The sequence below is a fragment of the Kitasatospora cinereorecta genome (assembly GCF_024172095.1).
In the GTDB taxonomy this organism is placed as follows: Bacteria; Actinomycetota; Actinomycetes; order Streptomycetales; family Streptomycetaceae; genus Kitasatospora; species Kitasatospora cinereorecta.
On sequence record NZ_JAMZDX010000002.1, the window covers coordinates 908,468 to 930,841 of the forward strand.

Annotated in this window: 14 protein-coding genes and 1 pseudogene; 4 read left to right on the plus strand and 11 right to left on the minus strand. The window is 74.3% G+C overall.

What is annotated here, in order from left to right:
• Window positions 1–3: 3 nt before the first annotated feature.
• Both FHR36_RS11070 and FHR36_RS11075 read right to left on the minus strand, forming a co-directional pair.
• Window positions 4–1,560: a Re/Si-specific NAD(P)(+) transhydrogenase subunit alpha gene (locus FHR36_RS11070; RefSeq protein ID WP_253796051.1), complete on the minus strand. Its 1,557-nt coding sequence runs from the start codon at window positions 1,558–1,560 to the stop codon at window positions 4–6.
• A gap of 169 nt (window positions 1,561–1,729) precedes the next feature.
• On the minus strand, window positions 1,730–4,588 hold the full coding sequence (locus tag FHR36_RS11075) for an FAD-binding and (Fe-S)-binding domain-containing protein (RefSeq protein ID WP_253796053.1): 2,859 nt from the start codon (window positions 4,586–4,588) through the stop codon (window positions 1,730–1,732).
• 88 nt (window positions 4,589–4,676) lie between these two features.
• On the opposite strand from FHR36_RS11075, the gene FHR36_RS11080 reads away from it, so the two are divergent.
• The gene (locus tag FHR36_RS11080; RefSeq protein WP_253796055.1) at window positions 4,677–5,291 is read left to right on the plus strand and encodes an HIT family protein; all 615 of its coding nucleotides are present in this window, start codon (window positions 4,677–4,679) and stop codon (window positions 5,289–5,291) included.
• Window positions 5,292–5,304: 13 nt separating this feature from the next.
• Here FHR36_RS11080 and FHR36_RS11085 read toward each other — a convergent pair whose 3' ends face one another.
• From FHR36_RS11085 to FHR36_RS11095, 3 genes are all read right to left on the minus strand, one after another.
• Window positions 5,305–5,961, minus strand: a complete 657-nt coding sequence (locus tag FHR36_RS11085; RefSeq protein WP_253796056.1) for a hypothetical protein — start codon at window positions 5,959–5,961, stop codon at window positions 5,305–5,307.
• Window positions 5,962–6,043: 82 nt separating this feature from the next.
• Window positions 6,044–7,036 (minus strand): glycosyltransferase family 2 protein, encoded by a 993-nt coding sequence (locus tag FHR36_RS11090; protein WP_253796057.1) that lies wholly within the window; start codon window positions 7,034–7,036, stop codon window positions 6,044–6,046.
• 161 nt (window positions 7,037–7,197) lie between these two features.
• The gene (locus tag FHR36_RS11095; RefSeq protein ID WP_253796058.1) at window positions 7,198–7,992 is read right to left on the minus strand and encodes an aggregation-promoting factor C-terminal-like domain-containing protein; all 795 of its coding nucleotides are present in this window, start codon (window positions 7,990–7,992) and stop codon (window positions 7,198–7,200) included.
• 692 nt (window positions 7,993–8,684) lie between these two features.
• On the opposite strand from FHR36_RS11095, the gene FHR36_RS11100 reads away from it, so the two are divergent.
• Window positions 8,685–9,920: a metallophosphoesterase gene (locus tag FHR36_RS11100; protein WP_253796749.1), complete on the plus strand. Its 1,236-nt coding sequence runs from the start codon at window positions 8,685–8,687 to the stop codon at window positions 9,918–9,920.
• Here the strand turns inward: FHR36_RS11100 and FHR36_RS11105 are convergent.
• From FHR36_RS11105 to FHR36_RS40275, 3 genes and pseudogenes are all read right to left on the minus strand, one after another.
• A complete protein-coding gene (locus FHR36_RS11105; RefSeq protein ID WP_253796059.1) occupies window positions 9,886–10,683 on the minus strand; it encodes a leucyl/phenylalanyl-tRNA--protein transferase in 798 nt (265 codons plus the stop codon). The genes FHR36_RS11100 and FHR36_RS11105 overlap by 35 nt on opposite strands.
• Entirely contained in the window at window positions 10,680–13,733 is a 3,054-nt protein-coding gene (locus FHR36_RS39250) for a non-ribosomal peptide synthetase (protein WP_308199277.1), read from the minus strand. Before FHR36_RS39250 ends, FHR36_RS11105 begins: the two co-directional genes overlap by 4 nt.
• Window positions 13,734–13,838: 105 nt before the next feature.
• A pseudogene (locus FHR36_RS40275) lies at window positions 13,839–14,063 on the minus strand (MbtH family NRPS accessory protein); the annotation flags it as partial.
• 64 nt (window positions 14,064–14,127) lie between these two features.
• Between FHR36_RS40275 and FHR36_RS11125 the strand changes: the two are divergent.
• Both FHR36_RS11125 and FHR36_RS11130 read left to right on the plus strand, forming a co-directional pair.
• On the plus strand, window positions 14,128–17,247 hold the full coding sequence (locus FHR36_RS11125) for a putative bifunctional diguanylate cyclase/phosphodiesterase (RefSeq protein ID WP_253796060.1): 3,120 nt from the start codon (window positions 14,128–14,130) through the stop codon (window positions 17,245–17,247).
• Window positions 17,248–17,342: 95 nt separating this feature from the next.
• A complete protein-coding gene (locus FHR36_RS11130) occupies window positions 17,343–20,006 on the plus strand; it encodes a SpoIIE family protein phosphatase (protein ID WP_253796751.1) in 2,664 nt (887 codons plus the stop codon).
• On the opposite strand, the gene FHR36_RS11135 is transcribed toward FHR36_RS11130, so the two are convergent.
• The 3 genes from FHR36_RS11135 to FHR36_RS11145 form a co-directional block, all read right to left on the minus strand.
• On the minus strand, window positions 19,969–20,409 hold the full coding sequence (locus tag FHR36_RS11135; protein WP_253796061.1) for an SRPBCC family protein: 441 nt from the start codon (window positions 20,407–20,409) through the stop codon (window positions 19,969–19,971). The genes FHR36_RS11130 and FHR36_RS11135 overlap by 38 nt on opposite strands.
• A 116-nt stretch (window positions 20,410–20,525) precedes the next feature.
• The gene (locus tag FHR36_RS11140) at window positions 20,526–20,870 is read right to left on the minus strand and encodes a tetratricopeptide repeat protein (RefSeq protein WP_253796062.1); all 345 of its coding nucleotides are present in this window, start codon (window positions 20,868–20,870) and stop codon (window positions 20,526–20,528) included.
• A 62-nt stretch (window positions 20,871–20,932) separates the two neighbouring features.
• Window positions 20,933–22,372, minus strand: a complete 1,440-nt coding sequence (locus tag FHR36_RS11145; protein ID WP_253796064.1) for a hypothetical protein — start codon at window positions 22,370–22,372, stop codon at window positions 20,933–20,935.
• Window positions 22,373–22,374: the final 2 nt, after the last annotated feature.

A 22,374-nucleotide genomic window follows, 5' to 3' on the forward strand; every position in this document is an offset into this window, starting at 1 on the left:
GGCTCAGCCTTTCGAGAACATGTTCAGCATGCGGCGGGTGACGGCGAAACCTCCGAAGATGTTGACGCTCGTCAGCAGGATCGCCACCGCGGACAGCACGGTGACCAGCACGCTCTCGTGCCCGATCTGCAGCAGCGAGCCGATCACCACGATCCCGGAGATCGCGTTGGTGACCGACATCAGCGGGGTGTGCAGGGCGTGGTGCACCTTGCCGATGACGTAGTAGCCGATCACCACGGCCAGCGTGAAGACCGTGAAGTTCTCGGCCAGCTGCGCCGGGGCGAAGGCGACCAGCAGGAACATCGCCAGCAGGCCGGCGCCGATCAGGCCGGACCGGGCCGCCGTGCTCAGGCCCGGCTTCGCCGGCGCGGGGGCGGCCGGGGCGACCGCGGGCTGCGCGGCGGGGGCGGCCGAGACGGCCACCGGCGGCGGGGGCCAGGTGGTCTCGCCGGAGCGGACCACGGTGACGGCCCGCTGGACCACGTCCTCGAAGTCGATGACCAGCCGGCCGTCCTTGCCGGGGGTCAGCAGCTTCACCAGGTTGGCCAGGTTGGTGCCGAACAGCTGCGAGGCCTGGGCCGGCAGCCGGGACGCCAGGTCGGTGTAGCCGATGATGGTGACGCCGTTCTCGGTCACCACCGTCCGGCCCGCCACGGTGCCCTCGACGTTGCCGCCCTGGGCGGCGGCCATGTCGACCACGACGCTGCCGGGCTTCATCGCCGCCACGTCCGCGGCGGTGAGCAGCCGCGGCGCCGGACGGCCGGGGATCAGCGCCGTGGTGACGACGATGTCCACGTCCTTCGCCTGCTCGTGGTAGAGCGCGGCGGCGGCCCGGTCGTAGTCGGCCGAGGTGGCCTTGGCGTAGCCGTCGGTGCTCGCCTCCTGGGCGACGTTGACCGGCAGGTACTCGCCGCCCAGCGACTTGACCTGGTCGGCGACCTCCGGACGGGGGTCGGTCGCCCGGACGATCGCGCCCAGGCTGGAGGCGGCGCCGATGGCGGCGAGGCCGGCCACACCGGCACCGGCCACCAGCACCTTCGCCGGCGGGACCTTGCCGGCCGCCGTCACCTGGCCGGTGAAGAAGCGTCCGAACACGTGGGCCGCCTCGATCACCGCCCGGTAGCCGGCGATGTTGGCCATCGAGCTGAGCACGTCCATCGACTGCGCGCGGGAGATGCGCGGCACCGCGTCCAGCGCGAGCGCGGTCAGCGGACGCTCGGAGAGCGCCTCCAGCAGATCGGGCCGCTGCGCGGGGGAGAGCAGGCCGACCAGGGTCGCGCCGTCGGACAGCCGGGCGATCTCGCCGGTGGACGGGGCGTTGACCTTCAGTACGACGTCGGCGGACCAGGCCTCGCCGATGGTGGCGCCGACCTCGGTGTAGGCCGCGTCGGTGAACCCGGACGCCGAGCCGGCCCCGGACTCGACGACGACCTCGTAGCCGAGGGCGAGCAGCCCACGCACCGTCGACGGGGTCGCCGCGACCCGGGTCTCCCCGGGGGCGGATTCGGTGACCACACCGAGGCGCTGCGGGGGGTGGTGCGTGGAGTCGTCTGCGGACATCTCTGGTGTCTTCTCTCGTCGGGGGAGCGATTGACGGGCGATCTGTCTACTGGGGGTCTCCCCCCTTGGACGCAGGAACCTACACGTCCGGGCCCGACTGGGGGACGGGGAAAAGCCGTGACATGTTTCACCAGTTCGCGTACTGGCGGTGACGGCGCCCGGGTGCCGTTCAGCCCTGGTCCAGGGCGCGCAGCACCACCTCGGCGAGGTGCAGCGGGCGTCGCCCGGGGGCGAGTTGGGCGATCTGGGTCCGGCAGCTGAGGCCGTCGGCCAGCAGCAGGGTGTCGGGGTCGGCGGCCCGGACGGCGGGCATCAGCACCCGTTCGGCGGCGGCCACCGAGACCTCGAAGTGGCCCCGGGTGAAGCCGAAGTCGCCGGCCAGGCCGCAGCAGCCGGAGTCCAGCACCCGGTTGGCCAGGCCGAGCCGGGCCTCGATCCGGCGGTCCGCGTCGGTACCGAGCACGGCGGTGTGGTGGCAGTGCACCTGGGTGAGCGCCCGCCCGCCGAGCCGCGGCAGCGCGACCTGCTCGCCGTCCAGGAACTCGGCGAAGGTCCGTACCCGATCCGGCAGTCCGCGCTCGCCGATCAGCCGGGGCCACTCCTCGCGCAGCGCGGCGGTGCAGCTCGGCTCCAGGCCGATCACCGGCAGCCCCGGCGGGACGGCGCGCAGGCTGCGGCGCATCACCCGCCGGGCGAGGGAGAGTTGACCGGTGGAGACCAGGGTGAGCCCGCAGCAGACCGGCCCGGCGGGCAGCCGGACGGCGTAGCCGAGCCGCTCGAGTGCCCGGACGGCGGCCTGCGCGGGGGCCGGGTCGAGCAGCTCGGCCATCGAGTCCGGCCACAGCAGCACCGGGGTGGCACCGGGCGGCTCGGGGTGTGCCGTCCGGTACTGCCGGAACCACCGGCGGAAGGTCTGCGGCGGCAGCGCCGGCAGCTCGCGGCGCGGGTCGATCCCGCCGAGCCGGCGCAGCACCGCGGACCCGGCCGGGTCGGCGAACAGGCGGTTGACCAGCGCCGGGGCGAGCGCCGCGGCGCGCAGCCACAGCGGCAGCCAGCCGAGCGAGAGGTGGGCGAGCGGGCGCAGCCGCCGCCGGTAGTGCTGGTGCAGGAACTCCGCCTTGTAGGTCGCCATGTCGACCTGGACCGGGCACTCGCCGGCGCAGCCCTTGCAGCCCAGGCACAGGTCGAGCGCCTCGCGGACCTCCGCCGACCGCCAGCCGTCGGTGATCACCTCGCCGCGCAGCATCTCGGCGAGCAGCCGGGCGCGGCCGCGGGTGGAGTGCCGCTCCTCGCCGGTCGCCATGTAGCTGGGGCACATCACGCCGGTCGACGTGTCCACGCACTTGCCGACGCCGACGCAGCGGTGCACCGCCCGCAGCAGGCTGCCGCCGTCGCGCTCGTACGGGAGGGCGAGCGGCAGGTCGCGGCCGGTGAAGCGCAGGTCGGCGTCGAGCGGGCGCGGGTCGACCAGGGCGCCCGGGTTGAGCAGGTTCTCCGGGTCCCAGATCCGCTTGAAGCGGCCGAACAGCTCGATGATCTCCGGCGGGTACATCCGGGGCAGCAGCTCGGCCCTGGCCTGGCCGTCGCCGTGCTCACCGGAGAGCGAACCGCCGTGGGCCACCACCAGGTCGGCCGCCTCCTCCAGGAACGCCCGGAAGGCGCCCGGCCGCCCGGGCAGCGGGAAGTCCAGCCGCAGGTGCACGCAGCCCTCGCCGAAGTGCCCGTACGGCACGCCGCGCAGGTCGTGCCGGGCGAGCAGGGCGCGCAGCTCCCGCAGGTAGTCGCCGAGCCGCTCGACCGGCACCGCCGAGTCCTCCCAGCCGGGCCAGGCCTCGGTGCCGCCGGCCGGGGCGTCGGGGTGCGCGGCGTCCGGGGGCAGCCGGCTGACGATCCCGGCCCCGGCCTCCCGGACCGACCACAGCTGCCGCTGCTCGCCCGGGTCGGTGACCAGGACCGCGGTGGCAGGGCGCTCCCGGCGCACCGCGGCGGCCAGCGTGCCCGCGTGCTCCAGCGCCTCGGCGGCGGTGGCGCCGCCGGCCTCCAGGAACAGCCAGCAGGCCCCGTCCGGCAGCCGGTCCAGGGCGGGTGGGCGGCGACCGGCCGCGACCAGCGCGGCGACCAGGTCGGCGGCCATCCCCTCCACGGTGAGCGGGCGCAGCGGCAGCAGCGCGGGCACCGCGTCGGCCGCCGCCGTCTCGTCCGGGTAGCCCGCCACCACCAGCGCGGTGACCGCCGGCGCCTTGACCAGCCCGACGGTGGCGCCCAGCAGGACGGCGCAGGTGCCCTCGGTGCCGGTGACCGCCCGGGCCAGGTCGTAGCCGTGCTCGGGCAGCAGGGCGTCCAGCGGGTAGCCGGAGGTGCGCCGCGGCAGGTCCGGCATGCCCCGGCGGAGCACGGCCAGGTTGTCGGCGGCCAGCGACTGCAGCGCGCGGTGCAGTTCGCCGACCCGGCCGGGGAGGGCGGCCAGCCGGGTCCGCTCGGCGGCGGGGACCGGGCCGGTCACGGTCAGCCCGGTGCCGTCGGCGAGCAGCAGGTCCAGCGCGCGCAGGTTGTCGCCGGTGCGGCCCCAGACCACCGAGTGCGCCCCGCAGGCGTTGTTGCCGATCATCCCGCCGAGGGTGCAGCGGCTGTGCGTGGACGGGTCGGGCCCGAAGCGCAGCCCGTACGGGCGGGCCGCCCGCTGCAGGTCGTCCAGCACGGTGCCGGGCTCGACCCGGGCGGTCCGGGCGTCCGGGTCGACGGCGAGGACCCGGCCGAGGTGCCGGCGGAAGTCCAGCACCACCGCGCCCGGGCCGATCGCCTGGCCGCCCACGCTGGTGCCGGCCCCGCGCGGCACCACCGGCACCCCGTGCTCGCGGCACAGCGCGACCGCGGCCCGGACGTCGTCCAGGTCGACGGGCTTCACCACCCCGAGCGGCAGCTGCCGGTAGTTGGAGGCGTCGTGGCTGTACACCGTCCGCTCGGCGACACCGAAGCGCACCTCGCCGCGGACGGCTGCGGACAGGGCGCGGGCGAGCTCACTGGCCATGCCTCCGATCATCGCAGCACCGGAGCCGGGCGCGCGCGAACCACCCCGGCGTCGGCTGACCCGGCGTCATCCGGCATGCTTCGGTGGCATGATCGATGAGCACGGCACCACCCCGAGCCCGTACGTCGCGCGCCTGCCGATCGGCGAGCGCATCCCCATGCCCGAGGGCGGCATCCCGTTCTGGGAGGTCTTCCCCTACGAGGGCGACCTCAGGATCCGGGTCCTCGAGGAGCCCGAGGTCCCCGAGCCGCCGCGCGACGGCGAGCACGGGCCCGACACCTGCAGCCAGTGCGCCCGCGCGGACGGCGAGTTCCTGTGGACCGACGAGCACTGGCGGCTCGGCGCCCTCGCCGAGCCCACCGCACTGCCCGCCATGCTGCTGCTCCAGCCGCGCGCCCACCACGACCTGCTCGACCTGCCCGGCGACCTCGCGGCGCAGCTCGGTCCGATGCTGCAGCGGGTCGAGCGGGCCGTGCTGTCGCTCGGCGGGATCGCCCGGGTCCACGTCAACCGGTGGGGCGACGGCGGCGCCCACCTCCACGTGTGGCTGATCGCCCGCCCCGAGGGCATGATGCAGCTGCGCGGCACCTGCCTGCCGCTGTGGGAGGACGTGCTGCCCAAGCTGCCCGAGGGCGAGTGGCGCGAGTACGGCCGCCGGATCGCCGCGGCGATGGCCGCCGGGGGCGGCACCGCACACGTGTAGGGGTGGTTCCTGATCAGGCGGCGGGCGGGACCGCCGGCGTGGAACCGGTGGGCGCGGGGACGGGGGCGGCAGGGCCGGGGATGGTCACGCCGGTCTGCCGCTGTCTCTCCTCGACGGCCTCGTCCTTGGTGCTGAGGATGGTGTCGAACACTTCGCGCAACTTGTCCGTCGCCTGCTTGGAGAAGAGTCCGCACAGCCCGGCGATGCCGGCGAAGCCGTACGGGTTGGTGGCGTTGCCGTCGGTGCCGTTGGCGAACAGGCCGCCGCGCAGCAGGAAGTAGACCAGCACCGCGAGCGCCGCCCCGATGCCCGCCCGCAGCAGGTACCACGGCACCCAGCTGCGGACCAGGCTGCGCTTGCCCGCGTAGCTGGCGAACGAGGTGGCCGCGTGCACGAAGCTGCCCAGCCCGCTGGCGGCGACCACGACGATCAGCAGCGCGGTGTTGGCGTTCACCCGGAACGGGCCGAGGCCGAGCATCCACCAGTCGGCGGTCCGCGGGCCCTGCTGCGCGGTGAGCTCGGTCAGCGGGCCCCAGAGCGAGACCAGCACCGAGAGGCTGACCAAGGCCTCCGCCACCAGGGCGAGGCCGAGGGTGGCGACGGCCGGCCCGGACAGCGGGCGGGACTTCGCGGGGACCGGGTGTGGCTTTTCAACGACCGTTTCGGACATCGCGGTTGCGCCCTCCCCGAGACAAGTTGACCGATTCATGACTGTACCGGTCGCCGGGTGTCCGGGTGGACGGATTCGCCGCTCAGCGGCGGGCGACCGCCCCGCGCGCGATGTGCGAGAGCTTGGCCACCTCGAATGCCGCGTACGCGCCGCTGGCCAGCAGGGAGAACTTGATGCCCTCGCGGCCCTCCGGCTTGCGGTAGCCGTCCGGGACGAAGCGCCGGTAGTGCTCGGCCGCCCGGTGGAAGAAGTGCGGCCGCTCGGCCCGGGGCACGCATCCGGCCAGGTCGAAGACGAACAGGTAGTGCCGGATCATCCGGGTGAACAGGTGCGGCCGGGCCACCTCGGCCCCGGCCCGTTCCCCCAGCAGCTCGAAGCTCTGCTCGTACTGCTCGAACACGTCGAAGTGGCTGCTGCCCGGCGAGCCGGTCGGGTGCAGCGTGTGCCGGCGGCGGATGGTCACGCACTCGCGGGCCAGCACCGCCACCCGCCCGGCCCGCAGCATCGCCTCGTGGACGGCCGGCACCTCCTCGTAGTGCCCGTCCGGGAAGGCCGGCACCACGTCGCGGCGCAGCAGCCGGTCCCAGGCCAGCGGCGGCGCGCCCAGCAACTCGGGATGGTCCAGCGCGGCGAACACCTCGGGCCCGGCCTCGGCCAGCAGGCCCTCGGCGCCGCCCGGCCAGACCCGGCCACCGTGCTCGCGGTTGTGCCCGAAGAGCAGCACGTCCACCTCGCCGGCCTCGGCCAGCCGGTCGGCCATCGCCCGGAACGCGTCCTCGGCCACCACGTGGTCGCTGTCCAGGAACAGCACGTACCGCCCCCGGGCCCGCGCGGCGCCCGCGTTGCGGCTTCGGCCGATCCCCACCGCGGCGTCCAGCCGGAGCACGGTGATCCGCGGGTCGCGCATCTCGTACGCCTCGACCAGACGCTCCGGGCTCTGCGGCGAGCGGTCGACGACCAGCAGGATCTCGAAGTCGCGGAAGCTCTGCGCGAGCAGCGAGTCGAGGCAGTCCTTCAGCTGTTTCTGCTGGTCGTAGGCAGGGAGTACGACGGTGATGAGGGGTTCGTCGGCCATGGCCGGGAGGCTATGGGCGGGTACACGTCCAGGCAAAGGCCGGAAGCCGCGCGAAAAGGAGCAATACCGGACAAGGCGGAGCGGACGTGTGCGGAATCTTCACTCCGCATCCACGTCCGCTCAACGTCCTACCGGCCGGTACGAGTTGGTGCTCCCGGCGATCAGTACCAGTTGTGCGCCTGCCAGAACGACCAGGCCGCGCACGGGCTGCCGTAGGTGTCGTTCATGTACTGCAGACCCCACTTGATCTGGGTGGCCGGGTTGTCCCGCCAGTCCGCGCCGGCCGAGGCCATCTTGGACGCCGGCAGCGCCTGGACCAGGCCGTACGCACCCGAGGACGGGTTGGTGGCGTGCACGTTCCAGCTGCTCTCGCGCTCCACGATGTTGCTGAAGCACTGCAGCTGGCCGGCCGGGACGATCTGCGCGGCGATCTGCTGCGGGGTGCCCGAGTAGGTCGGGGTCAGCGCGGCGCGCTGCTGCGAGCGGGAGGCGGCCTCGGCGGCGGCCGCGGCCTTCGCCTTGGCGTCAGCGTCCGCCTTCGCCTTCGCGGCGGCCGCAGCCGACGCCTTGGCCTTCGCGTCCGCCTCGGCCTTCGCCTTGGCGTCGGCGTCCGCCTTGGCCTGCGCGTCGGCCGCCGCCTGGGCGTCCGCGGCGGCCTTGGCGTCGGCATCGGCCTTCGCCTGCGCCTCGGCCGACGCCTGCGCGGACGCCTCCGCCTGCGCCTGGGCCTCGGCGGCCGCCTGCGCGGCCGCGGCCTGCGGGTCCGGGCTCGGCGTGGCGGCGGTGGTCACGGCCACCGTCTGCGGGGCCGCCGCCTCGGCGGTGGTGGAGTCCTGCGGCAGGGCGACGGCCAGGGTGGCGGTGCCCGCCACCGCCAGGGTGGCGATACCCGTGATGACGGCGTTGCGGCGGTTCTGCAGCTTCGCGCGAAGCTGGTGGGTCTTGCGGTGCTGCATGAAGGCGACCTCTTCCGTCTCGTTCGTCTCGTCCGTCTTCGTCCGTCTCGCTGAGCCGTCACCGGGCACACGGGTGGTGCGAAGCGTGTGCGGGGGAACGGGCCCGCGGCCGTGTCCGACGGCCGTGGCGCCCCGACCGGGGGCCGGTCGGGCGGGGTGGCGCGGCGGGGATGAACCGGCCGAGCCGCCTGGCGACGGGACATTCTTGGCAGAGCCCGGCGAGGTCGGCAACGAGCCCGGAACTACCGCCGGTAGTAGCGACGGCGGTCCGCGGGCGGTCTCCGCAGGGGTTCTTGGGAAGACTTATCGGTCCCTTATGTCCGAATCTGTCCGGAGCGTCCCACCAGCGCGGACGACCGTCCTGACCAGCGGAATTCCGGCGCGTCGCGCGCCGCGGCCGCCCGGCGGGCGGCCGGGTCGTGGGGTGCGGGGGGCGCCCTCGACTATCGAGGGCCGTAGACGGCGGAGGCGGTGTGGGCGGCCTCACAGGGACCGGGCGGAATGGTCACCGCAACGCGACTGCCCGGTGGCTGTGCGCGAACCAAAGGGGCGCGGGGAACTGCGCGACCGGCCATGCACGCCGGTAGAGCGGTGGCTGGTCGCGCAGTTCTCCCCCAGCCTTCGGCCGGGAGGTGCCCCCACGCGCCCCTGGTGGTTGGCCCGAGCTGGGAGGATCCGATACTGGCGGGATGATGATCGTGGTGCTGCTGGTCGTGGGGCTCGGTGTGGTCGGGCTGGTCCACTGGTATGTGTGGCGGCGGATGGTGCGGGACGTGTCCCGGGCCGGGGGCTGGTACCGGCGGGTGGGGACGGGGCTGGCGGTCGTGTTGCCGGTGGTGTCGGTGGCGGCGCTGGTCGGGGGGCGGGCGCTGCCGCTGGCGGCGGAGCGGTGGCTGGCGTGGCCGGGGTACCTGTGGCTGGCGGTGCTGCTCTATCTGGTGCTGGCGCTGCTGGTGGGGGAGCTGGTGCGGCCGCTGCTGCGCCGGTGGGTGCGCCGCCCGGCCGGGCAGCCGGTGCCGGAGCCGGTGGCGGTGACGGTGGGTGGGCCGGTGGGTGGGCCGGTGGCGGTCGCAGTGGAGGAAGAAGCCCCGCCGGTGGTGGAGGCGTCGCGGCGGCTGTTCGTGGCACGGGCGGTGGCGGTGGCGGCGGGCGGGGTGGCCGCGGGGGTGGTGGGCAACGGTGCGTACGGGGTGTTGCGCGGGCCGCGGTTGAAGCAGGTGACGGTGCCGCTGGCGCGGCTGCCGCGGGCGGCGCACGGGTACCGGATCGCGGTGGTGAGCGACATCCACCTGGGGCCGATCCTGGGCCGCTCGCACACCCGGCGGATCGTGGACACCATCAACGGCGCCCAGCCGGACCTGGTCGCGATCGTCGGGGACCTGGTGGACGGGAGCGTGCCGGACCTGGGGCCGGCGGCGGAGCCGCTGGCGGGGCTGCGGTCGCGGGACGGTTCGTTCTTCGTGACCGGCAACCACGAGTACTTCTCGGGTGCGGCGCCGTGGGTGGAGTTCGTCCGGGAGCTGGGGGTGCATCCGCTGGAGAACGCCCGGACCGAGCTGCCGTACTTCGACCTGGCGGGCGTCAACGACATCGCGGGGACGGCGGAGGGCCACGGCCCGGACTACGCGCGGGCGCTGGGCGACCGGGACCGGAGCCGGGCGTCGGTGCTGCTGGCGCACCAGCCGGTGACGATCCACGACAGTGTGCGCTGGGGGGTGGACCTGCAGCTGTCCGGGCACACCCACGGCGGTCAGCTGTGGCCGGGCAACTACGTGGCGGCGCTGGCCAATCCGACGGTGGCGGGGCTGGACCGGTACGGCGACACGCAGTTGTACGTGACGCGTGGCGCGGGGGCGTGGGGCCCGCCGGTGCGGGTGGGCGCGCCGTCGGACATCACGATCGTGACCCTCGCCTCGAAGCAGGCGTAGCGGCGGAGCCGAGCCGGGCGACGGGCAGCGGACCGGGGTCGGGCGGGGCGGCGTCGGGGCCGCGGTGGAGGAGGGCGAGGTAGTCGTCGCGGGGGAGCGGCCGGGCGCCGAGGGTGCGGATGTGGGGGCTGTCCCACTGGGCGTCGAGGTGGCGGCCGCCCGCCCGGGCGAACCGGGCGGCGAGGTCGGCGACGGCGATCCGGGCGGCGTCGGGGCGGCGGTGGAACATGGAGTCCAGGCTGAGGACGGCGCCGACGCGGACGCCGAAGACGCCGCCGACCAGCTCCGGGCCGTCCCACACCTCGGCGCTGTGGGCGTGGCCGGTGGCGTGCAGGTCGGTGAGGGCAGTGCGCAGGTCGGGGGTGAGCCAGCGGGGTTCGCGGTCCTCGGCGCAGAGGTCGACGACGCGGGCGAAGGCGTGGTCGGCGGTGGTGGTCCAGGCGGAGTTGCGCAGCCGACGGGCGAGCCGGCTGCCCAGCCGGGTGCCGTGGACGGGGATGACCGGCCGGGGGTCGGGGGACCACCAGGAGACGGCGTAGGCGTGTTCGCCGTCGCCGGCGGGCAGGGCGATGCTGCCGTCGGTGACCTGCTGTTCGTAGCGGGCCTCGTTGATGAAGCGGCCGTAGTCGTCGGGGGTGGGCAGCGGGAAGAGGCCGCGGCGGTAGGCGCCGAGCAGGCTCTCGGCGGTGAGGTCGGCGCAGAAGGCGGCCGGGGCGTCGGCGGGGGCGGTGGCCGGGTCGACCGTCGTCCACCAGCCGTTCATCGGGCGGGCTCCAGGAAGCCGGAGGTCTCCAGGCGGTCGAGGTAGAAGTCCAGCAGGTGGGCGTCGACGGGCGGGAACTCGATGCCGCTGCCGATGAGTTCGCGTTCGGCGTTGTCGCGGCCGAAGTCGGGGAAGGTGGGCTGGAAGTACATCTCGCTGATCGACATGTCGGCGCCGGAGCAGCGGTCGACGAACAGCGGGACGAACGGGGTGATGGGGTGTTCGGGGTGCCCGGCGGCGTAGCCGATCAGGCGCTGCACCCATTTCTCGTACGGGAGTTGCTCGACCGGGTGGCCGCGGTCGCGGAGCCGGTCGGCGAGGGCGGTGAGCATGGCGGGGTGGGGGTTGGTGAGGTGGTAGACCCGTCCGTCGGCCGGGGTGCGGGTGGCGAGGTGGGCGATGGCGCGGGTGAAGGTGTCGGCGGGCACGAAGTCGAGCGGGAGGTCGACCGCGGGGCAGCTGGCGCTGTCGGCCAGGTAGCGGATCAGGGCGCAGAGTTCGGTGCCGGTGTTCATGGCGCCGGTGGCGAGGTCGCCGGTGACGTCGTTGACCCGGTAGACGGCGACCGGCAGGCCGGCGTAGGCGGCGTTGTGCAGGAGCGCCTCGGCGACCCACTTGCTCTCCACGTAGCCGACCGAGAGGTGGTCGGCGTGGCCGAGCGGGGTGGTCTCGTCGACCCGGTCGACGCCGGCCGGGCCGTAGCCGGCCAGGACCGCCATGCTGGACAGGTAGTGCACCGGGATGCCGCGGGAGTGGCCGGCGAGCCGGATCACCTCGCGGGTGCCACCGACGTTGGCGGCGCGCAACTGCCGGTACGGGTAGAGGAAGTTGACCTGGCCGCCGAGGTGGTGGATGGCGTCGACGCGGTCGGCCAGTTCCTCGAAGCGGGGCCGGGCGAGGCCGAGCAGCGGTTCGGAGAGGTCGCCGAGGAGCGGGACGACCCGTTCGGAGTGCAGGTCGCGGCGCAGGTAGTGCTGGTGGGCGCCGCGGATCCGTTCCAGGCCGTGTTCGGGGTCGGGTGCCCGGACCAGGCAGTGGACGATGGCGTCGGTGGTGGTGAGCAGGGTGTGCAGCAGGTGGGCGCCGCAGAAGCCGGTGGCGCCGGTGAGCAGGATCTCCCGGGGTTCGGTCCAGCGCGGCACGCCGTCGCCGGTGTGGACCGGCACGCCGAGTTCGGCCTCGGCGGTGAAGTCGATCCGTTCGCCCGTGTCGGCACTCTCGGCGGTGCCGGTGCGGGCGGCGTGGACGGCGGCGGTGAAGGAGCCGAGGGTGGGGTCGCCGAGCAGGGCCCGGGTGAGTTCGCGGACCCGGTCGACGCCGATGCCGAACATGATCCGGGTGCGGGCGAGCATCTCCATGGCGAGCAGCGAGTTCCCGCCGAGCTGGAAGAAGTCGTCCTCGGCGGTGACCTCGCCGACGCCGAGCAGCTGGGCCCACAGGTACGCCAGTCCGTGTTCGGCGGCCACGCCGTTGCCGGCGGCTCCGTTCCCTGCAGCTCCGTTGCCGGCCGGGCCGTTGCCGGGAGTGACGCGGACGGCGGGCCGGGCGGTGGTGGCCAGCTCCCGGGTGTCGATCTTGCCGCCCGAGGTGAGCGGCATGGTGGGGACGGCGACGAAGGCGGCCGGGACCATCGGGTCGGGCAGGCGGGTGCCGAGGAATTCCCGCAGTTCCGTGCCCGGGTCCTGGTCGGTGGTGTAGTACGCGGTCAGGGACCGGCTGCCGTCCGGGGCTTCGGAGGAGACCACCCGGGCCTGGCCGACCGCCGGGTGCTCGGTGAGCACCGACTCGATCTCGGCCGGGTCGATCCGGTGGCCGCGCACCTTGACCTGCTCGTCGATCCGGCCGAGCAGCTCCAGGTGGCCGTCGGGCCGCCAGCGCCCGTTGTCGCCGGTGCGGTACATCCGGGCGCCCGGCCGGCCCGCGTACGGGTCGGGCAGGAAGCGCTCGGCGGTCAGCGCCGGGCTGTTCCAGTAGCCGCGGGCGAGAGCCAGCCCGCCGAGGTACACCTCGCCCCGCCGGCCGGGCGGGACGGGGTTCAACTCCTCGTCCAGGACGTGCACATGGGTGCCCAGCAGCGGGTGGCCGACCGGGACCGGGGCGTGGGCGGGGGCCTGCAGCAGCTCGGGGCGGATGTCACAGAGGGTGGAGGTGATGCAGGTCTCGGTGAGCCCGTAGGCGTTGACCAGCCGGGCGTGCGGCAGCCGGCGCAGGCTGGTGCGGCAGTCCTCGGCGTGCACGGCCTCGCCGCCGACGATCAGCAGCCGAAGTCCTGCGGCGGCGCGGCCGTCCGCGGGCAGCAGGTCGAGCAGCCGGTGCCAGTACGTCGGCGTCAGGTCGGCCACCGTGATGCCGAGTTCGGGGATCCGGTGGGTCAGCTCGATGGGTGCCCAGGTCTGCCGGCCGCCCAGCACCAGGGTGGCGCCGCTGAGCAGCGGGGCGAAGATTTGCTCCAGCGAGGTGTCGAAGCCGAGTGCGCCCAGCTGGAGCACCCGGTCGGCGCCGGTCAGGTCGTACGCCTCGGCCACCCGGGAGAGCGCGAAGGCCAGGCTGCAGTGGCTGACCGGTACGCCCTTGGGCACACCGGTGGTGCCCGAGGTGAAGATCAGGTACGCCAGGTCCTCCGGCCGGGCGTCGGGCGCGCCCGCGCCGGTGGGCCCGCTGCCGCCGGGTCCGGTGCGGCCGGCCGCCCTGGCCTCGGCGAGGGTGAGCGCCTGGCCGCCGAACAGCCCGGTGTGCTCGGCGTCGGCCAGCACCGCGAGGGCGCCGGCCTCGGCGGCCAGCCGGCGCAGCCGGGGCGCCGGGTGGGCCGGGTCGAGCGGCAGGAAGGCCCCGCCGCCCTTGAGCACGCCGAGCAGGGCGACCACCAGGTCGGCGGAGCGCTCCAGGCAGACCGCGACGACCGTCTCGGGGCCGACGCCCAGGGCGCGCAGCCCGGCGGCGAGCCGGTCGCTGCGGCGGTCCAGGTCGTCGTAGGTGAGCCGCTCCTCGTCCGAGACCACGGCCAGCGCCTCGGGCCGGAGCCTGGCCTGGCGGCGGAAGAGCGAGGTCACGGTGTGGCCGTGCCCGGGCCGTCCGAGGCCGGTGTGCCCGAACCCGGAGTGGCCGTTCGATCGCAGACTGCTCCACCGGGCGCCGACGGCGCGCCGGCAGCCGGCCCGGGAGTCCGGTCCCCAGACGTGCGTCCAGCCGTCCGGTATCGGTAATGCTGCGGGCCAGATCGCGTACCGACCGTCGCCGTTGACCACGACGACGCCGGGTCCGGAACCTGGCGGCTGGGGGGAGGTGACTTTATCCACCTGCGCTGACCTCGGGGTTCCCACGAAGGAATGCCGACGGAAGTCCGACCGGAAAAGCGCGGCCGGTATTTCGACTATAGGCACGTCGGGCGCGCTGGGTATATTGGGGAAAGCAGTGCCCGGAGCCTCCGTGAGGGAGGTAGCTCGGTTGACTCGCAGTCGACAGCACCTGATGGTCTGTTACCTCGGCTGGATGGCTCTGCTCACCCTGGTCTACTACCTGAATCCGGACGACCGGATCATCTGGTGGACTGCCATGGGGCTGAGCGGAGTCGGGGCCATCGTGGTCGGCACGCGCCTGAACCGCCCGGCGCACCCGACCTACTGGTACGTGCTCGCCGCCGCCAACCTCAGCTTCACCATCGGCGAGGTGATGCAGGTCATCTACACCGAGTACCTGCACGTCCTCAGCTATCCGACCTTCGCCGACGCGTTCTACCTGGCCGAGTACGTGCTGTACGCGATCGGTGTCGCCGGGTTCATCCGCTGGCGCACCGCCCACCAGGACCGCGGCTCGATGCTGGACGCGCTCACCCTGACCGTCGGTCTGGCACTGCTGGTGTGGCTCTACCTGATCGTCCCGTACGAGCGGAACCCGGACCTGACCTGGTTCCAGCGGGCCGTGTCGATCGCGTACCCGCTCGGTGACGTCCTGCTGCTGCTCATGCTGATGCGGCTGCTGGTGCCCCGCGGCGGCAAGAGCAGGGCGCTGCTCCTGTTGACCATCGGATCGATCGGCATGCTGGTCGCCGACGTGCTGTACGGCCTGATCCAGCTGCACGGTGTCTGGCACATCGGCAGCCCGGTCGACCTCGGCTGGGCGCTGTTCTACACCCTGTGGGGCGCGGCCGCGCTGCATCCCTCGATGGTCGAGCTGACCCGGCCGATCCCGACCCAGCCCACCGACATCACCAAGGGGCGGCTGGCCCTGCTCACCGCGGCCTCGCTGATCGCCCCGGGGATGCTGCTGCTCGACGTGCTGAACGGCGACACCAGCCACGCCGGGGTGATCGGCACCTTCTCGGCGGTGCTCTTCCTACTGGTGCTGGCCCGGCTCGCCGGGATCGTGGTGATCCACCGCCACCAGCTCGAGCGCGAACGCGCACTGCGGGTGGCCGGTGCGTCACTCGCCGCCGCGGTGACCTTCACCGAGGTCGCCGAGACGGTGCAGACCGCGGCGGTCTCCCTGATGCGCTCCGGCGACCCCGGCGCCGCCCTGCTCGCGGTCAGCGACGACGGCGTGCTGCGGGCCGGCCAGGGCGCGAACGAGGCGGTGCTGCGCATCCCGCCGATGCACGAGGTGTACAAGACCCGGCTGCTGCCGGTCGAGGACCTCGGCGGCGGCCTGGAGGAGCACTTCGGCGACCTGCCGAGCGCCCTGGTCTGCCCGCTGGCGCTGGAGAAGCGGGCCCTGGGCGAGCCGCTGATCGGCGTGCTGATCGTCGGCGGCACCGAGCACCAGCTGACCGCCTTATGGGGCACCCTCGACATCCTCGCCGCGCAGTCCGCGCTCGCCGTGGAGCGGGTGATGCTCAGCCGTGAGGTCAACCAGCGCAACAGCGAGCTCTACTTCCGCACCCTGGTGCAGAGCGGCTCGGACGTGATCCTGATCCTCGACGAGGACGACGGGATCCGCTACGCCTCCTCCTCCGCCGAGCGGGTGCTCGGCTACCCGAACCTGGTCGGCACCCGGCTCGCCGACCTGGCCCCGCCCGAGGCAAGCCGCGCGGTGAACGAGGCGCTGGCCCGGATGCGCACCCGTGAGCAGGCGGAGCAGCGCGAGCACTGGCGGCTGCTGCGCGAGGACCGCAGCGTGATCGAGGTCGAGGTGCGCTGGAACGACCTGCGGTCCGACTCCACCGTCGGCGGCCTGGTGCTCACCCTGCGTGACGTCACCGACCAGCGGCAGATGGAGCGGGAGCTCACCCACCGGGCCTTCCACGACTCGCTGACCGGCCTGGCCAACCGGGTGCTGTTCCAGGACCGGGTCGGCCACGCGCTCACCCGCAGCGAGCGGCGCGGCACCGTCACCGGCGTGCTCTTCATCGACCTGGACGACTTCAAGGTGGTCAACGACACCCAGGGCCACGCGGTCGGCGACGAGCTGCTGGTCGCCGTCTCGCTGCGGGTCTCCACCGCGTTGCGCACCTCCGACACCGCGGCCCGGCTCGGCGGCGACGAGTTCGCCGTGCTGGTCGAGGACGCGCTCTCGCCCGCCGACGTCGGCCGGACCGCCGACGCGGTGCTCGGCGTCTTCGAGGAGCCGTTCCGGCTCAGCTCCGGCGCCGTCCGGGTGGCCGCCAGCGTGGGCCTGGCCACCACCGAGGACAGCATCGACAGCGCCGAACTGCTCACCCACGCCGACCTGGCGCTCTACTCGGCCAAGGCGGCCGGCAAGCGCCAGTGGTGCGGCTACCAGCCGCAGCTGCAGGCCGGCCTGGTGGAGCGGCACGAGCTGAACGAGAGCCTGGACACCGCCATCGCCGAATCCGCCTTCGCGCTGTACTACCAGCCCATCGTGGACCTGCTGACCGGCGACCTGGTGGCCTTCGAGGCCCTGGTCCGCTGGCCGCACGAGCGGCGCGGCATGGTGCTGCCGGAGGAGTTCATCTCGCTGGCCGAGGAGAGCGGCCAGATCGTCCCGCTCGGCGCCTGGGTGCTGGAGCGGGCCGCCACCGAGGCCACCGCCTGGCAGCGGATGAGCGGCGAGCTGCGCGAGGCGGCGGGCCGGCGCCCGCTGCGGGTGAGCGTCAACGTCTCGGCGCGGCAGTTCCGCGACGCGGGCTTCGTGGACACCGTCCGCAAGACCGTCGAGACCAGCGGCATCGCCCCCGAGTCGCTGATCCTGGAGCTCACCGAGAGCGTGCTGATGCGCCGCGACGAGCGGGTGCGCACCGACATGCAGACCCTCGGCGACCTGGGCGTGCGGATCGCCATCGACGACTTCGGCACCGGCTACTCCTCGCTGAGCTACCTGCGGGAGTTCCCGATCTCCGTCCTGAAGATCGACAAGTCCTTCATCGACGGGCTCGGCCTCTCCCAGCAGCAGTACGCCCTGGTCGAGGGCATCACGCGGATCGCCGACACACTCGGCGTGCAGGTGATCGCCGAGGGCATCGAGAACGTCGACCAGCGCCACCTGCTGGCCGCCATGGGGTGCCCGCTCGGCCAGGGCTACCTGTTCGCCCGTCCGCTGACGGCCGACCAGGCCGGCGCCCTGGTGCAGCAGGACGCCGAGCGGGCCGGCCTGCAGAACGGGCGCCGCTGACCCGCCCCCGGTCGCCGGCCGGAAGCACCCCGGCGGCACCGTCCGACCCATTGGCCCAGGGGGGCACGGGAGTGTAGACATAAGCCATGACCCGGATGGCCCGGTTCCGGGCGACTCTGAGCGTCCGCAGCGTGGCGGGCCAGGTCTTCGTCCTGCAGCTGGTGATCGTGCTGCTGCTGGTGGTCGCCGCCGGCGTGGAGAGCGTGCTGCAGTCCCGGGCGGACACCACCGACGAGGCGCGCAACCGCTCGATCGCGGTCGCCCAGACCTACGCCAGCTCGCCCGGGATCGTCCCGGCGCTGCGCTCACCGGACCCCAGCGCCCTGCTCCAGCCCAGCGCCGAGGAGGCCCGGATCAAGTCCGGCGTCGACTTCGTGGTGGTGCTGAACACCGACGGCATCCGCTACACCCACCCGCTGCCCGACCGGATCGGCAAGAAGTTCGTCGGCACCTACGAGCCCGCCCTGCAGGGCCAAGTGGTCACCGAGACGGTCAACGGCACCATCGGCCGGCTGGTCCAGGCGGTCGTCCCGGTCACCGACAGCGACGGCACGGTGGTCGGCGCGGTGTCCGCGGGCATCCGGATCAGCAAGGTCAGCGCCAGCGCCGACCGGCAGCTGCCGATCCTGCTCGGCGCCGCCGCGGCCGCCCTGCTGCTCGCCACCGGCGGGTCCTTCCTGATCTCCCGGCGCCTGCGCCGGCAGACCCGCGGCCTCGGTCCGACCGAGATGACCCGGATGTACGAGCACCACGACGCGGTGCTGCACACCATCCGCGAGGGCGTGCTGATCGTGGGCGCCGGCGACCGCCTGCTGCTGGCCAACGACGAGGCCCGCCGCCTGCTCGACCTGCCGGTGCAGGCCGAGGGCCGCCCGGTCGCCGACCTCGGACTCGACCGGCCGGTCGCCGAGGTGCTCGCCCCCGGCCGCGAGGTCACCGACGAGGTGGTCACCGCCGGCGACCGGCTGCTCGCGGTGAACGTCCGCCCCACCGACCGGGACGGCGGACCCCCGGGCTACGTGGCCACCTTCCGCGACACCACCGAGCTGCGGGTGCTCACCGGCAAGGCCGAGCAGGCCCGCCGCCGGCTCCAGCTGCTCTACGACGCCAGCGGCCGGATCGGCACCACCCTCGACGTCCGGCGCACCTGCGAGGAACTGGCCGAGGCGCTGGTCCCCGCCCTCGCCGACTACGCCGCCGTCGACCTGCTCGACGAGGTGCTGCGCGGCGACGACCCCGGCCCCGAACCGGTCACCACGATGCGCCGCACCGCACTGACCGGCATCACCACCGAACCCATGCTGCTGCACACCGGCGAGCCGGTGCCGATCGTGCCCGGCACCCCGCGCGCCCAGAGCCTCGCCGAGCGGCGCTCGGTGGTCGAACCCGACCTGGCGTACGCGATCGACCTCTGGGCGGCCGACCACCCGGAGGCCGCCGCCAAGGCCCGCGAACAGGGACTGCACTCGCTGATCGCCGTCCCGCTCAGCGTCGGCGGCGCCGTCCTCGGCATCGCCACCTTCTGGCGCTCCGCCCGGCCCGACTCCTTCGACCAGGAGGACCTCTCGCTCGCCGAGGAACTGGTCGCCCGGGCCGCCGTCTGCATCGAGAACGCCCGCCGCTACACCCGCGAGCACGCCATGGCGGTCACCCTGCAGCACAGCCTGCTCCCGGGCGGCCTGCCCGAGCAGACCGCGCTGGACGTCGCCTTCCGCTACCTGCCCGCCCAGGCCGGGGTCGGCGGCGACTGGTTCGACGTGATCCCGCTGCCCGGCGCCCGGGTCGCCCTGGTGGTCGGCGACGTGGTCGGCCACGGCCTGCACGCCGCCGCCACCATGGGCCGGCTGCGCACCGCCGTGCACAACTTCTCCTCCCTGGACCTGCCCCCCGACGAACTCCTCGGCCACCTGGACGACCTGGTCAACCGGATCGACCAGGACCGGTCCACCGTCGAGGGCGAGGTCCCGATCACCGGCGCCACCTGCCTGTACGCGATCTACGACCCGGTCTCCCGGATGTGCACCATGGCCCGGGCCGGCCACCTGCTGCCCGCACTGGTCCACCCGGACGGCACCGTCGAGTTCCCGGAACTGCCGGCCGGACCGCCGCTCGGCCTGGTCGGGCTGCCGTTCGAGACCGCCGAGATCCCGGTGCCCGAGGGCAGCCGGCTGGTGCTCTACACCGACGGCCTGGTCGAGTCCCGCCGGCGCGACATCGACGAGGGCCTGGAAATGCTGCGCAGCGCCCTCGCCCGGTCCGGCCGCAGCCCGCAGCAGACCTGCGCGGACGTGCTCGCCGCCCTGCTGCCCGCCACCCCCACCGACGACATCGCCCTGCTGGTCGCCCGCACCCTGGCGGTGCCGGCCGAGCGGGTGGTGAGCTGGGACGTCCCCTCCGACCCCGCCGCTGTCGCCGGAATCCGCGCCGCGGTCACCCGGCAGCTGGAGCAGTGGGGCCTGGACGAGCAGACCTTCACCGCCGAGCTGATCCTCAGCGAGCTGATCACCAACTCGATCCGCTACGCGGCCGGACCGATCCGGGTCCGGCTGCTCCTCGACCGGGCGCTGATCTGCGAGGTCTCCGACGGCAGCTCCACCTCGCCGCACCTGCGCTACGCCGCCGACACCGACGAGGGCGGTCGCGGACTGTTCCTGGTCGCCCAGCTGGCCGAGCGCTGGGGCACCCGCTACACGGCCACCGGCAAGGTGATCTGGGCCGAGCTCAACGCCGGGTCGGCGGCCGTTCGACCACTTCCTTGAAGTGCTCCAGGTCGGTGCGGACGGCCTCCTCGACCGTGTGACTCTGGGCGAACCCCCGAGGGCCGCCGATGTCCTCGCGCAGCGTGTCCGGGTCGTACTCCAGGCGCAGCTGCACCTGGGTGCGGGCCCCGTCCAGCGGGCGCAGCGCGAAGGTGCCCCGCAGATGGACGCCGTCCACCAGCTCCCAGGTCATCACCCGGCCGCGGCCGTGGTCGACGATCTCGGCGTCGACCGCGCGCCGGACGCCGCAGATCTCCACGTCCAGCCGGGCCCGGTTGCGCCCGTGCGGGGTCGCCCGGACCACGCCGTCGACGAACCGGGGGTAGTCGGCGAACCGGTGCAGCAGTTCCCAGGTGCGGTCGACCGGGGTGGTGACGTCGATCTGTTCCTCGAGGGTCCTCATGCCGTACCTCCCGTTGCGTCCAGCGTGCCCCCGCGGCCCGGGACCGGCCAACCGGCCCGAGCCGCGGCGGCCCGGCGGGCCCGGCCGGGACGCCGGTCGGCTCCAGGTCGGCCGGTTCAGAGGTCGGCGGGGAGGGTGCCCTCGAAGGCGGCGGCGATCCGCAGGAACGACTCGGCCTCGGCGGCCCGGCCCTGCCGCTGCAGGACCCGGCCGAGCATCAGGTGGGCGTACTGCTCGACCGGGTCGCGGGCGATCACTTCGCGCAGCTGCTCCTCCGCCCGGCGCAGCTGGGCCGAGTGGTAGTAGGCGCGGGCCAGCAGCAGGCGCGGGGCGACCTGCTCCGGCACCTCGGCGACCACCTCGGCCAGGATGACGGCCGCGTCGGCGTAGGCCTTGGAGGCGAAGAACAGCTGGGCCCGGGCCCAGCGGGTGCTGACGGTGTCCGCGCGGGTGGTGCTCACGGGTGGTGCTCCCTTCTCGATGGTTGGTTGAACATTCATCGAAAGGGTGGCATTCCCGGCCGTCAGGGGGCACCGGACAGGTCCAGCAGGCAGTGCATCACGTCGACCGGCAGCCCCGGATTTGCCGCCGCGGACGGGGCGTGCTCGGAGGCGAGCAGATGGCGCAGCACCGGCAGCGGGAGCCGCGGGTGACGGACCGCCGCGTCCGCGACCGCCGGATCGGGATCGCCGGTGAGCCGGGCCACCCGCTCCGAAGCGATCAGCGGATCGTGCAGCGCGGCCAGCCGCCGGCGCGCCTGCGGGTCGCCGGCCAGCCCGGCCAGGCCCGCGAGGGCGAAACCGGGCCGGCCGGCCAGGCCGTCGTACTCCGGCCCGGCCGCGAACAACTCCACCAGCAGCCCGTGCGGCGCCCGGTCGCAGGACTCGGCCAGGGCGATCCGCACCAGCGGGTCCGGATCCTCGGCCAGCGCCGCCGCCACCTCGGCCGGCAGCTCCGGCGCCGCCGCCACACTGCGCCGCACCAGCGGATGGGCGGAGCCGGCGAGCGCCCGCATCCGCACCGGGTCGCCGTGCCGGGCGGCCACCCACGCCAGCACCGGGTGCGGCCCGTCCGGGGACGGGATCGCGATCGCCGCCCGCTGCTCCTCGGTGAGGTCGGCCCGCAGCGACACCGCGAGCCGCACCTGCTCGGCCGGATCGTCGGCCAGGGTCAGCGCCAGGTCGGTCGGCAGGTGCGGGTTGCCGGCCGCGGCCCGGCGGATCCACGGGTCGTCGTCGTACAGCAGCCACTCGCCGAGCCGCCGCTCGATCGGCGCGCCGGCTGCCGCCCGCTCCCGGCGGCGCGGGTCGCTCTCGGCGATGTACTCGGCGAGCGTCCTCGGCAGCGGGCGCTCGGTCTGCCGGGCGAGCAGCACCGCCGTACGGACCGCCGGGTCGCGGTCGGCGCGCAGCGCGGTACGGACCTCCTCCGGCAGCAGCGGCCAGCTGCGGCGGGTGACGGCCGCGGCCCGCACCACCGGCGCGGCGTCGCGCGCCAGCCGCACGAGTAACCCGCCGGGCAGGCCGGGACAACTCAGCGCCCGGCAGCGGTTGACGGTGTCCCGGTCGCCGGCCAGTGCGGCCAGGGCGTCCACGGGCAGCCGCACCCCGCGGTCGGCGGCTGCCACCGCGCAGGCCCGCCGGACCAGCCGGTCGCGGTCGTATGCCAGGCGGGCCAGCTCCTCCGCCGTCAGGTGGGGGTTGTCGGCGAGGCGTCGGCGCACCTGGGCGGCCGGGTGGGCGAGCGCGGCCTCCAGGACCGCCGGCGGCAGCGGGCGTTCGGCCAGCCAGCCGCCGCGGTCGGGCAGCGGGTGCGCCGCGAGCAGCCGGCCCAGCACCTCGGGCGGGGCGGCCGGATTGGCCGCCAGGCCCGCCAGCCAGCCCCGGCGCAGCGACGGCTCCCCACCGTCGGCCGTCAACTCCTCGTTCACCGAAACGTCCTGAGGACGTATCAGATCGATCATGC

Excerpts from the sequence above, each read along its gene's own strand:
- FHR36_RS11070 (WP_253796051.1), bottom strand. The coding sequence starts at position 1,560 with ATGTCCGCAGACGACTCCACGCACCACCCCCCGCAGCGCCTCGGTGTG.
- FHR36_RS11075 (WP_253796053.1), bottom strand. The coding sequence starts at position 4,588 with ATGGCCAGTGAGCTCGCCCGCGCCCTGTCCGCAGCCGTCCGCGGCGAG.
- FHR36_RS11080 (WP_253796055.1), top strand. The coding sequence starts at position 4,677 with ATGATCGATGAGCACGGCACCACCCCGAGCCCGTACGTCGCGCGCCTG.
- FHR36_RS11085 (WP_253796056.1), bottom strand. The coding sequence starts at position 5,961 with ATGTCCGAAACGGTCGTTGAAAAGCCACACCCGGTCCCCGCGAAGTCC.
- FHR36_RS11090 (WP_253796057.1), bottom strand. The coding sequence starts at position 7,036 with ATGGCCGACGAACCCCTCATCACCGTCGTACTCCCTGCCTACGACCAG.
- FHR36_RS11095 (WP_253796058.1), bottom strand. The coding sequence starts at position 7,992 with ATGCAGCACCGCAAGACCCACCAGCTTCGCGCGAAGCTGCAGAACCGC.
- FHR36_RS11100 (WP_253796749.1), top strand. The coding sequence starts at position 8,685 with ATGATCGTGGTGCTGCTGGTCGTGGGGCTCGGTGTGGTCGGGCTGGTC.
- FHR36_RS11105 (WP_253796059.1), bottom strand. The coding sequence starts at position 10,683 with ATGAACGGCTGGTGGACGACGGTCGACCCGGCCACCGCCCCCGCCGAC.
- FHR36_RS11130 (WP_253796751.1), top strand. The coding sequence starts at position 17,343 with ATGGCCCGGTTCCGGGCGACTCTGAGCGTCCGCAGCGTGGCGGGCCAG.
- FHR36_RS11135 (WP_253796061.1), bottom strand. The coding sequence starts at position 20,409 with ATGAGGACCCTCGAGGAACAGATCGACGTCACCACCCCGGTCGACCGC.
- FHR36_RS11145 (WP_253796064.1), bottom strand. The coding sequence starts at position 22,372 with ATGATCGATCTGATACGTCCTCAGGACGTTTCGGTGAACGAGGAGTTG.